At 69.8% G+C, this 14,976-nt stretch carries 14 protein-coding genes; 4 read left to right on the plus strand and 10 right to left on the minus strand.

The annotated features are described in order from the left end of the window. Positions 1-64 precede the first annotated feature (64 nt). From ACFYXF_RS10430 to ACFYXF_RS10440, 3 genes are all read left to right on the plus strand, one after another. A complete protein-coding gene (locus ACFYXF_RS10430; RefSeq protein WP_389349139.1) occupies positions 65-289 on the plus strand; it encodes a DUF397 domain-containing protein in 225 nt (74 codons plus the stop codon). Positions 290-383: 94 nt separating this feature from the next. Then, a complete protein-coding gene (locus tag ACFYXF_RS10435; protein ID WP_389349140.1) occupies positions 384-857 on the plus strand; it encodes a hypothetical protein in 474 nt (157 codons plus the stop codon). An 84-nt stretch (positions 858-941) separates the two neighbouring features. Then, entirely contained in the window at positions 942-1,415 is a 474-nt protein-coding gene (locus ACFYXF_RS10440; protein ID WP_389349141.1) for a PPOX class F420-dependent oxidoreductase, read from the plus strand. 42 nt (positions 1,416-1,457) lie between these two features. On the opposite strand, the gene ACFYXF_RS10445 is transcribed toward ACFYXF_RS10440, so the two are convergent. The 9 genes from ACFYXF_RS10445 to ACFYXF_RS10485 form a co-directional block, all read right to left on the minus strand. Next, positions 1,458-1,868: a RidA family protein gene (locus ACFYXF_RS10445; RefSeq protein WP_389349142.1), complete on the minus strand. Its 411-nt coding sequence runs from the start codon at positions 1,866-1,868 to the stop codon at positions 1,458-1,460. Positions 1,869-1,905: 37 nt separating this feature from the next. Next, on the minus strand, positions 1,906-2,679 hold the full coding sequence (locus ACFYXF_RS10450; protein WP_389349143.1) for a TetR/AcrR family transcriptional regulator: 774 nt from the start codon (positions 2,677-2,679) through the stop codon (positions 1,906-1,908). A 128-nt stretch (positions 2,680-2,807) separates the two neighbouring features. Next, positions 2,808-4,301 carry an MFS transporter gene (locus ACFYXF_RS10455; RefSeq protein WP_389349144.1) on the minus strand — a complete coding sequence of 498 codons (1,494 nt, stop codon included), beginning with the start codon at positions 4,299-4,301 and terminating at the stop codon, positions 2,808-2,810. A 112-nt stretch (positions 4,302-4,413) separates the two neighbouring features. Then, positions 4,414-6,690: an ArnT family glycosyltransferase gene (locus ACFYXF_RS10460; protein WP_389349145.1), complete on the minus strand. Its 2,277-nt coding sequence runs from the start codon at positions 6,688-6,690 to the stop codon at positions 4,414-4,416. After that, on the minus strand, positions 6,687-8,180 hold the full coding sequence (locus tag ACFYXF_RS10465) for a glycosyltransferase (protein WP_389349146.1): 1,494 nt from the start codon (positions 8,178-8,180) through the stop codon (positions 6,687-6,689). The genes ACFYXF_RS10460 and ACFYXF_RS10465 overlap by 4 nt, the downstream gene beginning before the upstream one ends. 14 nt (positions 8,181-8,194) lie before the next feature. Continuing rightward, on the minus strand, positions 8,195-9,787 hold the full coding sequence (locus tag ACFYXF_RS10470) for an ATP-binding protein (RefSeq protein ID WP_389349459.1): 1,593 nt from the start codon (positions 9,785-9,787) through the stop codon (positions 8,195-8,197). A gap of 275 nt (positions 9,788-10,062) precedes the next feature. Further along, positions 10,063-10,800, minus strand: coding sequence for a response regulator transcription factor (locus ACFYXF_RS10475; RefSeq protein WP_235476918.1), 738 nt, complete (start codon positions 10,798-10,800; stop codon positions 10,063-10,065). Positions 10,801-11,179: 379 nt separating this feature from the next. Beyond that, positions 11,180-12,088, minus strand: coding sequence for a DUF2797 domain-containing protein (locus tag ACFYXF_RS10480; RefSeq protein WP_389349147.1), 909 nt, complete (start codon positions 12,086-12,088; stop codon positions 11,180-11,182). A 90-nt stretch (positions 12,089-12,178) separates the two neighbouring features. Continuing rightward, positions 12,179-12,529 carry an HGxxPAAW family protein gene (locus ACFYXF_RS10485; protein ID WP_389349148.1) on the minus strand — a complete coding sequence of 117 codons (351 nt, stop codon included), beginning with the start codon at positions 12,527-12,529 and terminating at the stop codon, positions 12,179-12,181. A gap of 159 nt (positions 12,530-12,688) precedes the next feature. Between ACFYXF_RS10485 and ACFYXF_RS10490 the strand changes: the two genes are divergently transcribed. Continuing rightward, positions 12,689-13,117, plus strand: coding sequence for a MarR family winged helix-turn-helix transcriptional regulator (locus ACFYXF_RS10490; protein ID WP_389349149.1), 429 nt, complete (start codon positions 12,689-12,691; stop codon positions 13,115-13,117). Positions 13,118-13,145: 28 nt separating this feature from the next. Here the strand turns inward: ACFYXF_RS10490 and ACFYXF_RS10495 are convergent, their stop codons facing one another. Then, positions 13,146-14,786 carry a CocE/NonD family hydrolase gene (locus tag ACFYXF_RS10495; protein WP_389349150.1) on the minus strand — a complete coding sequence of 547 codons (1,641 nt, stop codon included), beginning with the start codon at positions 14,784-14,786 and terminating at the stop codon, positions 13,146-13,148. Positions 14,787-14,976: the final 190 nt, after the last annotated feature.

Raw genomic sequence — 14,976 nt, forward strand, 5'->3', positions numbered from 1 at the left:
TCCCGCCCCCGCGGGCGGCGGCGGTCAGCCATGGCCGCGATCAGTTGAGCAGGAAGGTGCAGTGATGCTGGACGGAAGTGATCTGTACGCGCTCGACATCAGCGGGGCCTCGTTCGTGAAGGCATGCGGCGGTCCATGCACCGAGGGGTGCGTGACGCTGGCCCGGATCGGTGAGGACTCGTGGGCCCTCGGCGACAGCAAGCGGCCTGACGCACACCCACTGCGGTTCACCACGGCGGAGTTGGACGCGGCCGGTATCGACCCGGCGCGGTTCCGCGTGTCTGTCTGACCCTTGCCCCTCCGGTCGGCCCCGCCCCCCCTTCTCCAAGGGGGGCGGGGCCGACTGTCCCCTCGACTCCTGCCACCTCGAACGGGAACGACTGGTGCACCATCACGGCTATCTGTGGACCGGGGCGAAAGGACGCTTCGATCAGGAGGCCCTACGACGGCCCCCGCATCCCGAGCCGCCCCCGGCCGGGAGCAAGCCGGAACTGATCCAGCGCTACCGGGAAGTGTCGGCGGAGTTCCCCACCGTCGATCTGCCGCCGCTGGAAATTGCGTACTGGCTGATCAAACCGCCTTCGCTGGTACGCGGCACCTGGGGCGAGGCGAAGGAGGCGGCGGCCTGGCTCGGAAAGGCGCTGACTGAGCACGCACACCGGTTGGCCTGCGCGTACGACCGGGACGCCACCTGGCTGGCCACGCTGGTCGACACGGTGGCCGAACAACTGCGGTCCGGCAGAGATGTGTCGTACGGCTTCTATCTCGAACACCCTTCATACCTTTCCTTGGCAGTGGTGACCTGTTCTCCGAACCACTCAAAGCCCGAACTGGTCTGTCCGGGTCCGGCCGGGTGAACGCCCTCACTCCCAGTGCCTCAACGCTGGACATAGGCCCAGCGGGGACAGGCCCCGCAGCCCGCCTGCCCCTAGGCTGGCCGTATGGCACCGAACATCGCTACGAACACCGCCGTCTCCCTGGACGAGCTGCTCGACTTCGTACGGCCCCGGCACCGGGCGATCCTCCTCACCCGGCGCGCGGACGGCTCCCCGCAGGCCTCGCCGCTGACCTGCGGGGTCGACGACTCGGGGCGGGTCGTCGTGTCGACGTACCCCGAACGCGCCAAGACGCGCAACGCCAAGCGGGACGAGCGCGTCAGTCTGCTCGTCCTGAGCGACGAGTGGAACGGGCCGTGGGTGCAGATCGACGGGACCGCCGAGGTCATCGACTCCCCCGAGTCGGTCGAGCCGCTCGTGGAGTACTACCGGAACATCGCCGGGGAGCATCCGGACTGGGACGAGTATCGCGAGGCGATGGTGAAGCAGGGCAAGTCGATCATTCGGGTCACGCCGGAGAAGTGGGGGCCGGTTGCCACCGGCGGGTTCCCGGCTCGGTTGGTGACCGGGGAGGCGTAGGCAGTACGAGCCCAGCTGATCGCCAGGACGTAGTCTCCGTTCTCAGTCAGGCAGCGCCACAGTGAGATCCACCTCTACGAGCTGTCCGGTGAAACCCAGTTGGGCGACGCCCAAGAGCGTGCTGGCCGTGGTGAACGCCGGGCCCAGGTCGGAGTCGGCGAACCGGCGCCACGCGGCTCCGAGAACGTCCCTCTCGTCGCTCCGTACGTAGATCACCGACCGCACCACGCATTGCGGCGGGGCACTTACCGCGGCCAGGGCGGCGAGCGCGTTCGCGACGACCTGGTCGATCTGTGTCTCGAGCGAACCGGAACCGACGAGGTCACCGCTCCGGTCAAGAGGGCACTGCCCCGCCAGATAGGCCGTACGGCCCGCCTCCACCACGGTGATGTGGTGGTAGCCGGGCGTCTCATGCAGCTGCTCGGGGTTGATGCGGGTGATCTTCTCAGTCATGTCCGCGAGTCTGACCAGCGTGGAGCCTGCACGCACCTCAATTTGAGGCCCTTTCCACCATCGCCTCGATGCCCGCCACCAGCAGCTCCAGGGCGAAGTCGAAGTCCCGTTCCCGCATCTCCTCCACTGTGCCGCCGCCCCGTGCCGCCATCATGTCCGCCGACTCCTGGATGAACTCGGCGGTCTCGGGGGCGGCACCGACCGCGCTCATGGCGTGCCGGAAGTAGGCGTCCTGGGTCATGCCGGCGTCCGCGCAGCGGGCGATGAAGTGGCCCTCCACCGTGCCGAACCCGTACACGAACTGGAAAACGGCGGCGATAGCACCCGTCAGCCCCCGCGGGGGCAGGCCGGTGCGGCGGAGTACGCGCTGGACCACACGCGAGAAGGCCTGCGAGTGCGGACCGATGTTGAGGTAGGTCCCGGCCAGCGGCGACACCCAGGGGTGGCGGACCAGCAGGGAGCGGTACTCACCGGCCAGCACGCGCAACTGGTCGCGCCAGTCCTCGCCGTCGGCCTCCGGGTCGGGCAGGCGCAGTTCGGCGGAGGCCGCGTCGAGGGCGAGTTCGAGCAGATCGTCCTTCGTGTCGACGTACCAGTACACGGACATCGCCGTCACGTTCAGCTCGGCGGCGAGACGCCGCATCGAGAACTTCGCCAGCCCCTCCGCGTCCAGCAGCCGGACGGTCACCTCGGTGATCCGATCCCGGTCGAGCCCGGAGGGCTGTCCCCCACGGCCACCACCACTCCGGCGCGCGGCTTTCCCGTCCAGCCACACACTGGTCCGCGCAGGCCGTTCAACTGCCTTCGCCATGGCGCGCCTTCCAATACGTACGTTCACTTACAAAGATGCTAGGCCGCAGCCGACCTAAAGGGGCGCGGGGAACTGCGCGACCAGCCACGACGCCGCAGCAGCCGCAATCGAACAGAACCCCCACCCCACTAGGCGACCACACCCACCTCAGACTCTGCCCTCTCCGCCCGACGCAACAACACCGCCGCAACAACCCCACCCAGCAACACAGCCACCGCCCCCACCAACTGACTGGTCTCCAGCCCAGAAGCAAACGCCTCCGTGATCCGAACCCTCTCCGCCGCCGACCCCGCCTCCGCCAACGCCCCCGGCAGGGAACTCGCCGCAACAGAAACCACCGCCGCGAACCGCGAGTTCAGCACCGCGCCCAGCACCGCGACCCCCAACCCCTGCCCGAACTCCGCCACCGTGCCGTTGATCCCCGCCCCGACACCCGCCTTCTCCGGCGGAATCGAGCTCATGATCGCGTGCGCCATCGCCGGACTGGCCACCGCGGCCCCCGTCCCGATCAGCAGCAGACCCAGCAACGTACCCGCGTAACCGCCGGAGGCAACCGTCGCGATGGAGACCAGGCCCGCCGCCATCGCCGTCATGCCGAGCCCGATGGCGAGCGGGGTGCCGAGCCTGGCCGACCATTTCGCGGCCACGCCGGTGAAGTTGAGGGCCACGATCGCGAGCGCGAGGGGCGCCGTGCGCAGGCCGGCCTCCAATGGGCCGTACCCGAGCACGAACTGCATGTGCTGGGTGAGGAGGAAGAGGGAGCCGCCCATCCCGAAGGTGATGAGCACCGCGCCCGCGACCGCGCCCGTGAACCGGCGGTTCCGGAAGAAGTGCATGTCGAGCATGGGGTACGGGATACGGCTCTCCCAGTACGCGAAGGCGCCCAGGACCACGACCGCGACGGCCGCCGGGACCAGTACGCGGCCGGAGGTCCAGCCGTGCTCCGGGCCGGAGATGATCGCGAACACCAGCGAGGACATGCCGATCGTCGAGAGCACCGCACCCACCAGGTCCGGGCGGTCGCCCTGCGGATTCTTCGACTCGGGGACCAGCGCCACGACCGCCACCAACCCCAGCGCCGCGACCGGCAGGTTGATCAGGAAGATCGCGCCCCACCAGAAGTGGTTCAGCATGAAACCGCCGATGAGCGGGCCCGTGGCGAAGCCGAGCGAGTTGACCGCGGCCCAGATGCCGATGGCCTTCGGCTGCTCCTCGGGCGTGAAGATCTGCATCGCCACGGCGAGCGTGGTCGTCATCAGCAGTGCGCCACCGACGCCCATCCCGGCCCGCGCCGCGATCAACTGGCCGGTGCTGTCGGCCAGTCCGGCGACCAGTGAGCCCACGCCGAACAGGGCGAGACCCGCGATCAGCATCTTCTTGCGGCCGTAGCGGTCGGCCGCGCTGCCGGCGGTGAGCAGGAGGCCCGACTGGACCAGCGAGTACGCGTTGATCATCCACTGGATGTCGGAGGTGGAGGCGCCCAGCTCCCGGGTGAGGGAGGGGATCGCGACGTTCAGGACGGTGTTGTCGAGCAGCACGGTGAGCTGCGCGAGACAGATGACACCGAGGATCAGCCAGCGCTGGGGGTGGCCCTGACTCCGGCTCTGGAGGGACGTAGACATGTTATACACCGTAGAACAGTTCCTGTACGGCGTACAACAAATAACAAAGCGGTGGCCCGGAGCGAGATCGCCCCGGGCCACCACCCTGGAAAAGAACCTCAGCGGATGCTGATCAGCTGCTGCTCGTCGGCTGCGTCAGGTCGTAGAAGGTGGCCGAACCCACCGTCACCTTCTTGAAGTTGCTCTCGATCCACGAGCTGATCTGCGACGACGTGCTCGTCGTGCTGCTGCTGCCGCCCATGCCGCCGCCGGAGCCGCTGGAGATGAAGTAGTGGATCTTGCCGTCCGCCACGTACTTCTTGAACTCGGCCAGCGTCGGGGACGGGTCGGTGCCGTTGAAGCCGCCGATCGCCATCACCGGGTCGCCGGTGGCCAGCTGGTAGCTCGCCGCGTTCTGCGCGCCGATGGCCGCCGCCGCCCAGGTGTATTGACTGGCATTCTTCTCCAGCAGGGCCTTGGCCTCGCTGGTGACGCTGGCGCCGTTGAGCAGACCGCCCACACCACCGCCGCCGCCCATGCCGCCGCCCTCGCCGGTCGTACCGCCGGGCATGCCGCCCTGCTGGTTGCCCTGGCCCTGGGTGTTGCCGTTGCCCTGGCTCTGGCCGTTGCCGCCGCCGGGGAAGCCGCCGCCGTTGCCGCCGGTCGGGGGCTGGCCCATGCCGCCACCGCCCTGCTGGTTGCCCTGGGTGTTGCCGTTGCCGTTCTGCTGACCCTGCTGGCCGCCCATGCCGCCACCGCCGCCGGGACCGCCACCCATACCGCCGCCACCGCCACCGCCGGGGCCACCGCGACCGCCCTGGACGGACGGACCGGCCGTGACGATCGAGCCGGTGTGACCCTCGTTGAGGGTGGTGAGGGAGTACGCCGTCGGACCGGCCAGCGCCGTGGCGAAGCTCAACCCGACGACCGCCAGGGCCAGTTGACGCCCGAGCCGGTTGACGAAGATCAGACCCAGCGCGGCGACGAGACCGCCCACCAGCACGAGCCACTTCAGCCAGGGCAGGTAGTCGGAGGAGCGGTTGAGGAGGACGTACCCCCACACCGCGGTCGCCGTCATGGCACCCGCGAGCGTCAGCGACGCCCACATCTTGTCCCGTTCCCGCCAGAGCAGGGCCGCGCCGATACCGATCAGCGGCGCGATGTAGGGGGCGAGGGCGACGGTGTAGTAGTCGTGGAAGATGCCCTGCATGAAGCTGAAGATCACCATGGTGATCAGCAGCGAGCCGCCCCAGAGGAGGAGCGCGGCGCGGACGCCGTCCGAGCGCGTGGCCTTGCGGCCGGCCCAGATGCCCGCGACGAGCAGGATCAGCGCGGCCGGGATCAGCCAGGAGATCTGGCCGCCGCTGGTGGAGCTGAACATCCGGTCCCAGCCGGTCTCGCCCCACATTCCGGTGCCGCCTCCGCCGCCACCGCCGCCGACGCTGCCGGTCTCCTCGCCGTTGATACGGCCGAGTCCGTTGTAGCCGAAGGTCAGTTCAAGGAAGGAGTTGTTCTGCGAGCCGCCGATGTAGGGGCGCGAGGACGCCGGCCACAGCTCGACGATCGCGACCCACCAGCCGCCTGCGACGACCATCGCGAGACCGGCGGCCAGCACCTGTCCGATGCGCCTGCGCACGCTGGTCGGCGCGAAGATCACATAGACCAGGGCGAGCACCGGCAGGATCAGGAAGGCCTGGAGCGTCTTGACCAGGAAGGCGAAACCGATCGCCGTACCCGCCCAGAGCAGCCACTTCGTCTCGGCCTTCTCCATGGCGCGCTGGGTCGCGTACACCGCGGCGGCCATGAGGAGCGCGAGGAGCGCGTCCGGGTTGTTGAAGCGGAACATCAGCGCGACGACGGGCGTCAGCGCGAACACCGCCATCGTGAGGAAACCGGCCGTGGCGTTGAACCGGCGCCGCACGGACGCGTACAGCACACCCGCCGTGGCGACGGCCATCAGGACCTGCGGGAACAGGATCGCGAAGGATTTGAGGCCGAAGACCCTGACGGACAGCGACATCGGCCAGAGGGAGGCCGGGGGCTTGTCGACGGTGATCGCGTTGGCCGAGTCGAGGGAGCCGAAGAAGAAGGCCTTCCAGGACTGGCTGCCGGCCTGAACCGCCGCCGAGTAGAAGGAGTTGGCGTATCCGGAGGCGGTCAGGTTCCAGCAGTACAGCGCGCCGATCACCAGCAGCGTGGCGAGGAACGCGGGCCGTACCCACCGGTTGTCCTCGGGCCGCCCGCGCCACAGTCTGTGCACGAAGGGCTGGTTGGGCTCACCGGAGGAGGGCGCCGGCACGGCGGTGTCGGTAACCACCGTCTGCTGTACGGCTGTTGAGTCCGATGAGTCCGATGAGTGCGGTGAGTCCGGCGGCGGATAGGTCGTCTGGTCGAAGTGAGCGGTGGTCATCGCGGGTTCCTCGGATCCTGGAGATCGTTCGGGCGCACCGGCCGGAGCCGCGTGGTCGGCTCCCCCCAGGTGCGGTCCGCGACTTCACCGGCGCGGAACTGGTCAGTGGGGTAAGGGGAGTTGCCGTACGAGCCGTTGTCGTACTGCGAGTTGCCGTACTGCGCGTTGTTGTACGAAGTCGAGGTGTAGGCCTGGTACGTGGGTGAACTCGGCGTGTGCGAGGCCACGACGGTCGAGGCCGCCGGCTCGTCGCGCTGGTCCGGGAACACCCAGGCCCTGAAGAGCAGGAACCGCAGCACCGTCGCCGCGAGGTTGGCGGCGATGAGCACCGCCAGTTCCGTGGAGTGACCGGGGTCGCTGGTCGCCGCGTTGAGGGCGGCGAGCGAGCCACTGGTCAGGGCGAGTCCGATGCCGAAGACGACCAGGCCCTGCGCCTGGTGGCGGACGGCACCGCCCTTGCCGCGCACCCCGAAGGTCAGCCGCCGGTTGGCCGCCGTGTTGGCGACCGCGGAGACCAGCAGCGCGAGCGCGTTGGCGATCTGCGAGCCGGCGAAGCCCCGGAAGGCGCTGTAGAGCAGCAGGTAGAAGAGGGTCGACATCCCGCCGACCACACAGAACCCGACGAGCTGGCGGGCCAGCCCCTTGGGTACGTCCTTGATGTCGCGGTCGCGCGGATCGTCGCCGAAGGGCCGGGCGAGCCGGTCCAGCGGGAGCGAGCCGGAGGCCAGGGCCTTGCCCACCCGCACCACCCCCTTCAGGTCGCCGGTCGCCGTCTTGACGATGTGGACGGTCGAGTCCGGGTCGTCGACCCAGTCGACCGGCACCTCGTGGATGCGCAGTCCGGCGCGCTCGGCGAGCACCAGCATCTCGGTGTCGAAGAACCAGCCGGTGTCCTCGATGAGCGGCAGCAGGATCTGGGCGACATCACGCCGGATGGCCTTGAATCCGCACTGCGCGTCGGAGAAGCGGGCCTGGAGCGAGCCGCGCAGGATCAGGTTGTACGTCCGGCTGATGAACTCCCGCTTCGCACCGCGCACGACGCGCGAGGAGCGGGCGAGCCGGGAGCCGATCGCGAGGTCCGAGTGACCGGAGATCAGCGGTGCCACCAGCGGCAGCAGGGCGTTGAGGTCGGTCGAGAGATCGACGTCCATGTAGGCGAGGATCGGCGCGTCGGACGCGGACCACACTGTCCGCAGGGCCCGGCCGCGCCCCTTCTGCTCCAGCCGGAAGGACCTGACCTCCGGTATCTCCGCCTCCAGCCGCGCGGCCACCTGAGGGGTGGTGTCCGTCGACGCGTTGTCCGCGACCGTGATGCGGAACGCGTACGGGAACGTGCGCTTGAGGTGCTCGTGCAGTCTGAGCACACATGGCTGGAGGTCCTTCTCCTCGTTGTAGACGGGGATCACTACGTCCAGGACAGGCGTACCGGCGTCTCCGGCCGGGAGGTGCTCCCGCGCCGGCAGAGTGCCGGGAGAAGAGTCGGTTCGCATAGGACCGACTTTCGTCAGGCCCCCTGTTCCACCCATGTGGTGGCACTGTGCTGTACCTGTGAGTCCGATTGCCAGTTTGTTTCGGGGGCAAGAGCTGGCAAATGCACCGTAAAGATGGTCTGTCCGGGCACACTGTCGACGGTCACGGCACCGCCGTGCGCGGTCGCGACGGCCTGCACGATGGCGAGCCCGAGGCCGGTCGACCCGGTGGAACGGGAGCGCGCCGAGTCGCCTCGCGCGAACCTCTCGAACACATGCGGCAGCAGATCGGCGGGGATGCCCTGTCCGTCGTCCTGCACGTCCACACACAGCCACGGCCCGCGCCGCTGCACGCGCGCGGTGACGGTCGTACCGGGCGGTGTGTGCGTACGGGCGTTGGCCAGCAGGTTCACCAGGACCTGCTGGAGCCGGGCCGCGTCCGCCGACACCAGCGCGGGTTCGTCGGGCAGGTCGAGCCGCCAGTTGTGGTCCCGGCCGGCGGCGCGCGCGTCGCTGATCGTGTCCACGACGAGGGGGACGAGGTCAGTCTGGTCGAACTGGAGCGGGCGCCCCGCGTCCAGGCGGGCCAGGAGCAGCAGATCCTCGACGAGGAGGGTCATCCGCCCGGCCTCGGACTCGATCCGTCCGAGGGCGTGCCGGGTGTCGGGCCCGGTCTCCTCACGTCCACGTCTGGTCAGCTCGGCGTATCCACGGATCGACGCGAGCGGCGTACGCAGCTCATGGCTGGCGTCCGCGACGAACTGGCGTACGCGCATCTCGCTCTGCTGGCGTGAGTGCAGGGCGCCGTGCACATGGTCGAGCATGCGGTTGAGGGCGGCGCCGACCTGGCCGACCTCGGTGTGCGGGTCGGTCTCGGACTCGGCGACCCGCTCGTTGAGGGTCACCTCGCCGGTGTGCAGCGGGAGTTCGGAGACGCGGGTGGCCGTGGAGGCGACCTTGCGGAGGGGGCGCAGGGCCACTCCGACGAGCACGGAGCCGGCGATACCGGCGGCGACCAAGCCTGCGGTCGTGACGCTGACCTCTACGAGGATCAGGGTGTTGATGGTCGCGGTCACGGAGTCGGTGGGGAGGGCGACGTAGTAGCTGCCCCGGTCTCCGGTCGTGTACTTGACGCGGTACTCGCCGAGCCCGGTGAGGGTGACGGTGTGCAGACCGCCGTCCCGGGAAACGGCGGCCAGCTCGGACCTCTGCGTCTCGTTGAGCGCGACGGCTTCCATGTCGCTGACGCCGGTGTCGCTCGTGCTCGTGCTCGTGGTCGACTGCATCTTGGCGATGTAGGCCTGGGTGACGCCGCCGTTCGCGTCGACGCTGGCGGCGACGGTGTCCTCCTGCGTCCCGCCCTTCTTCATGAAGTCCGTGAGCCGTTGCGCGGCGGTCTGCGTACCCGTGCCCGCGCCGGAGGTGGTGCTGTTGCCGGTGGAGGACGAGGAACCCGAGGAGGACGAGTCGTTCTCGGCCCCCGGCGCCCCCTCGGGCGGGGTGCCGTTGCCACCGCCCTGACCGGGCCCGTTCGGGGGAGGGCCGACGCGCCGGGCGGCCTCACTGACCTGGGTGCCCAGCTGCTTGTAGAGGTGCTGTTCCAGCGCGATGGTCGTCACCGTGCCCATCACGGCGCACACCACGGCGATCAGCGAGACCGCCGAGACCACCAGCCGCGTGCGCAGCGTCCGCGGCTTGTTCTGCCGCGCCTTCCGCTGCAACCTGTGCGACTTCCTCTGACTGCTCACCGTGCTGCCCTCCTGCCGGGCTCGACTACGTCTTCCGGAGCGGCACCACCATTGACGCGCCCTACATTCTGACCGCGCGCCGTCCCGTACGCCGGGGAACCGACCGACCCGCGACTATGAGGGCGAACACATGCCCGCCCCACGCCGAGTACGGATCAGCCGGCGGGCTTGATCAGATACCCGGCACCGCGCCGGGTGTGGATCATCGGCTCGCGCCCGGCGTCTATCTTCCGTCGCAGGTAGGAGATGTACAGCTCGACGACGTTCGCCTGGCCGCCGAAGTCGTACGACCACACGCGGTCGAGGATCTGGGCCTTGCTGAGCACGCGCCGCGGGTTGCGCATCAGGAAGCGGAGCAGCTCGAACTCGGTCGCGGTGAGGTGGATGCCCTCCCCGGCACGGGACACCTCGTGGCTGTCCTCGTCGAGGGTGAGGTCACCGACGACCAGTACGGAGTCGGAGCGGCGGTCGGCGGCACCGGAGCGCCGGATCAGGCCGCGCAGCCGTGCCACGACCTCTTCGAGGCTGAAGGGCTTGGTGACGTAGTCGTCGCCGCCCGCGGTGAGGCCCGCGATCCGGTCCTCGACGGCGTCCTTCGCCGTCAGGAACAGCACGGGTACGTCGGGCAGCTCGCGCCGCAGCCGGCCGAGGACGGTGAGGCCGTCCATGTCGGGCAGCATCATGTCGAGTACGACGGCGTCGGGCCGGAACTCGCGCGCGGTCTGCACCGCGCCCGTTCCGTCACCCGCGCTGCGGATCTGCCAGCCTTCGTAGCGGAGGGCCATGGAAAGCAGCTCGGTGATCGACAGCTCGTCGTCCACCACAAGCACTCGGACGGGGCTCCCGTCCGGCCTCAGCAGTTCGGTGCGCCCCTGGGGCGAGGTCGTGGTCATAGCGGACACCTTGTCGGTGTCCTCTGAGAGCAAGCTTTCTGGAACCTGTGATTTTCCTGAGAAACTCACAGGCGCCTCTCAGGGAACCTCTGGGAATCCGCCGCCCAAATGTCGCTTACGGCCCCGCCCGGCCAACCCTGCCCGCCCCACCCATACCCGTCCTGACCTGCCCTTTCCCCGGCCACGCAGGCCGCCGGCCCCGTTGACGACAAGCCCCTGAGGCCACCAGAGGGCATCCTGTGCGTCTCCTGGGCGAACCTGATCCGACGTTGCGCACGCCACTTCCGTACGCCCGATTCGTCCCCTCCGACCTCCTCTTCTCACCTCATCCTCATACCGATGTCAGACCTTCCTCAGCTCGGTACCCCCCTGAATCGGCTCAGAACAACCCGTCCTGCACCCCCGCCGCCTCCCGCGCCCCCTTCGTCCCCTTGAACTCCCGCACAGGCACAGTGAGTCCACCGCTCCCGACCGGCACCAGCTCCCACCCCGTCATCAGCCTCGTGTCCAGCACGACCACGCCCCGCCCGTCCTCAGCCGCGTCCCCGAGGTCGAGATGCAGATCGGGCCCGGCCGCCGCCACCAGCTCACCCCCGACGACGCCACCAGCCGTCAGCTCGCTCACCGCACCCACGGCCGACGCCACCCCCGCCAGCCCGAACACCCCGACGTGGTCGACGACTTGGCAGGGCGCCCGCTCCAGGGACTCGGGCCAGGCGTCCAACCCCACCGCCCGGGCGTGCAGTTCCTCGACCTCGACGGCCCGCTCCGCCGCGGTGCCCGGCAACCCGGCCCGCACCGCCCGCTTGTCGGCGTACGGAATCCGGTCCGGGACCCCGAGCGCGGCGCGCAGCAGTTCCTCCGTACGCCGGGCGGCCATCAGCGGGCCGGACCCCAGCCAGCTGAAGGCGACCGCGCCCTGCTCAAGCAGCCGCGCCGAGCCCCGCTCCAGCGCCGTGATGCCGACCTTGGTCATGCCGGGCCCGAACCAGGCCAGATATACGTGATAGGGGCGTGGGTCGTCCGCGATCGTGTCGGCGGCGACCGAGTGCGCCCGGTCCAGCCGCGCGCACTCCTCGCACCGCGCCCCCGTACTCCGCCCCGACACCGCCGCCCGTATCGGACAGGCGTTGCCCCGCGCTCCCACACATGTCCGTACGCCCCCTTCCGTGACCCCGAAGGCCACCCTCTTTCCCCACGTCAGCGCACTGTCACGCCCACCGTCCCACCGCAGCACGGGACCGTCCGCCGACCAGCGCAGCCCCGAGCATCTCCATGCCTGTGCCATCCCTTGCGAGAGTACGGGCTGCCACTGACAACGCCCCCTCGACCAGCAAAAGACCAGTTCAGATGGCTAGCGAGGCAGAGAGGCAGAGATTCAGGCGCGTTCCGGAACGGCCTCGGCGCCGGTGCTGACGGCCGTACCACTCACCCGCCGCCCCCGCCCCGCCAACCGGCACCCCACACACCCCGGATGCCCGGCCCGCGCCGACCGGTCCCGCTCCCGCATCCGCCACTCGCCGACCGGCCGCACGCCCGGCGCCTTCCCCCACCCGGCGAGATGCAGCACCCAGGTGACCAGTACGGCGACCACGAGTACCGCGATCCCGCCCGTCACCGCGAGGGCCGAGGTCGTACAGATTCCGAGGCCGAGCACACAGGACCCGACGGTCCCGATGGCGGTGCCGGTCCAGCCGGCGACGGTGTGTCCCTCGTCGTAGGTGCTCACGTCCGCGTCTCCCCACGTAGAATCGAGAATCTCTCACGCCGTAAGCAGTTTAACCACAAAACCTCTCACGAGCTAAGGCAATACCCGATGCAAGGCCCCGCGCAAGGCCCACCCGCCCCGTCCCGCATGCCCGCGTCCCCCGCCCAGATGCTCACGGCGATGGACCACACCATCGCGACGCATCTGCTCAGCCAGCAGGAGATGGCCCGGCGTCTCGGCCTGAACGTCACCGACCTCACCTGCTTCGCCTTCGTCCTGGAGGCGGGCGAGGAGCTGCTCACCGCCGGTGACCTGGCCGAACGCGCGCATGTCACCACAGGCGCGGTCACCGGGATCCTCAACCGCCTCGAACGCGCGGGCTACATCACCCGCCGCCCCGACCCGAACGACCGCCGCCGCGTCCGCGTGGCCGCCCAACCGGCCGCCGTGGCCCGGGTGCACGCCCTCTACGAGCCGTACTACGCCCGCCTGGCCGCCCTGATCGCCGACTACTCCCCCGACGAAGTCGCCGTACTGGCCGACTGGTTCACGCGCCAAGGCCAACTGGCCCGGGAGTACATGGACAAGATCCGCGAGACGGACACGTAGCCAGACATGCGGGGGAACGGGTGGTCACTCACTCCCGCACCGGCAGAACGACCGCCGACGGACACCCACCCCCGTGATGGACCTCCTGGTCGGCGGCGAGCAGAACCGTCGCCGTGCCATGCGGCTCGCCGGTCCCGGTGTTGCGCGCGAACCTCGGGAATGCCCCGCTGGACACCTGCACCCGGATGCGGTGCCCGCGCCGGAAACGGTAGGCGGTGGGCCACAACGAGACGCGGACGAGGCGGAGTTCATCGGCCCCGGTGACACTGACCAGCCCGTCGCACACGTTGTACGACCGACCACGCGCGTCGACATCGCACACCCGCACGAAGACATCGGCGTGGGCCAGGCTGGACCTGAACCAGATCTCCGCCCCGACCTCCCCGACGACCTCGACGTCATCCTCCAACTCGGGTGTCGTGTACGTCAGGACGTCGGCCCGCGCCTCCAACTCCCCGTTGGCGACCCGCCCGCTGCCCCGGCCCATCCGGACGCCGCCGACGGCAGGGGTGGGGTCGGCGGGGTCGTACCGATAGGTGTCGTGCGCCGCCCGCTCACCCGGTTCGCCACCGAGCACACCACCGGCCCCGAGATGAAACCGCCGGGCCGCGTACCCGACGGGCGGCCAGGCGGAGAAGTCCCGCCAGGCCCCCTTCCCCTCCTCCTCCCCGCCCATCACGAACAGCCGTACGGGTGCCCGCTCCGGAGGCGCCTCCCCGCGCGCGTGGGCGAGCCCGAACTCGACCGCCTCGCGGATCGGCGTGCCGTGCGGGGACAGATGGGACCACGGCCCGACGGTGAGCCGCGCCGGCCGCCCCGCCTCCTGGAGGGCCCGGAAGTCCCGCAACTGCCCCGGCAGAAAGATGTCGTACCAGCCCCCGATCGAACTGACCGGCACACTCACACCCGCCACCCGATGCCGATGGTCGAGCTGGTCGTCCCAGTCGTCGGTGCCGGGACCATGACCGTTGGTGTCATGGGCGAAGATGCTCTGGAGGTAGTCGGAGCGGTGGCCGAGCGCGGCCAGGTCGGCGCCGCTCAGCGGGAGTGTGGCGAGGGCCCGCCGGTTCCGGGAGGCCTGGGCGATCTGGCGCAGCACCGCGAAGGGACGTTCCTGCCCGGCGACCATGACGCCCCACTCGAACGGCGTCTCCAGCGAGAACCCGTCCGCCCGCAGGAACTCCAGGGTGAGCGCCGACTCGGTCACCATCGGGATCATCGCCTTGACCTCGGGCGGCAGCGAATCGGCGACGGCCCACTGGACGAACCCCATGTAACTGGCCCCGACCAGCACGACGGACCCCGCGCACCAGGGCTGCTTCACCACCCACTCCAGTGTCGAGAGCCCGTCCGCCCGCTCACGCCGGAACGGCTCGAAGACCCCGCCCGAGCCGAAGGTCCCGCGCGCGCTCTGCACGACCACCTGGAACCCGCGTTCGGCCAACAGCCGTACGGAACCGCCCCCTTGAACCCCGCGCCGACCGTACGGCGTCCGGATCAGCGCGACGGGCAGCCCGTCGTCCTCCCGCCCCCGGGCCACCCACCGGTCCGCCAGCAGCTCGATCCCGTCGGCCATCGGAACCCGCAGATCCCGCTGGACGACGAGATCCCGGGTGAGGGGAGGGCCGAGCCCCAACACCCGCTGAAGAAGATGACTACGCAGATTCATGGACGGCGGCCCCTTCGCGAACTCCGAGCCGCCACACGCCCCACGGGATCGGTCATGGGCCCAACGGTGACACAGGAAGGGCGCGAAAACGGAGCAGAAAGAAGAGATGAAGGGGAAGGGCCCCACCGCGAACGATGGGGCCCTGCGCCTATACACCTGTCCAGATACCTGTCCAGGGAAGATCAACTAC

It is taken from the genome of Streptomyces sp. NPDC002680 (assembly GCF_042889145.1).
GTDB classification, from domain to species: Bacteria; Actinomycetota; Actinomycetes; order Streptomycetales; family Streptomycetaceae; genus Streptomyces; species Streptomyces adonidis.

Excerpts from the sequence above, each read along its gene's own strand:
- ACFYXF_RS10475 (WP_235476918.1), bottom strand. The coding sequence starts at position 10,800 with ATGACCACGACCTCGCCCCAGGGGCGCACCGAACTGCTGAGGCCGGAC.
- ACFYXF_RS10480 (WP_389349147.1), bottom strand. The coding sequence starts at position 12,088 with ATGGCACAGGCATGGAGATGCTCGGGGCTGCGCTGGTCGGCGGACGGT.
- ACFYXF_RS10430 (WP_389349139.1), top strand. The coding sequence starts at position 65 with ATGCTGGACGGAAGTGATCTGTACGCGCTCGACATCAGCGGGGCCTCG.
- ACFYXF_RS10495 (WP_389349150.1), bottom strand. The coding sequence starts at position 14,786 with ATGAATCTGCGTAGTCATCTTCTTCAGCGGGTGTTGGGGCTCGGCCCT.
- ACFYXF_RS10460 (WP_389349145.1), bottom strand. The coding sequence starts at position 6,690 with ATGACCACCGCTCACTTCGACCAGACGACCTATCCGCCGCCGGACTCA.
- ACFYXF_RS10465 (WP_389349146.1), bottom strand. The coding sequence starts at position 8,180 with ATGCGAACCGACTCTTCTCCCGGCACTCTGCCGGCGCGGGAGCACCTC.
- ACFYXF_RS10440 (WP_389349141.1), top strand. The coding sequence starts at position 942 with ATGGCACCGAACATCGCTACGAACACCGCCGTCTCCCTGGACGAGCTG.
- ACFYXF_RS10450 (WP_389349143.1), bottom strand. The coding sequence starts at position 2,679 with ATGGCGAAGGCAGTTGAACGGCCTGCGCGGACCAGTGTGTGGCTGGAC.
- ACFYXF_RS10455 (WP_389349144.1), bottom strand. The coding sequence starts at position 4,301 with ATGTCTACGTCCCTCCAGAGCCGGAGTCAGGGCCACCCCCAGCGCTGG.
- ACFYXF_RS10490 (WP_389349149.1), top strand. The coding sequence starts at position 12,689 with ATGGACCACACCATCGCGACGCATCTGCTCAGCCAGCAGGAGATGGCC.
- ACFYXF_RS10445 (WP_389349142.1), bottom strand. The coding sequence starts at position 1,868 with ATGACTGAGAAGATCACCCGCATCAACCCCGAGCAGCTGCATGAGACG.
- ACFYXF_RS10470 (WP_389349459.1), bottom strand. The coding sequence starts at position 9,787 with ATGGGCACGGTGACGACCATCGCGCTGGAACAGCACCTCTACAAGCAG.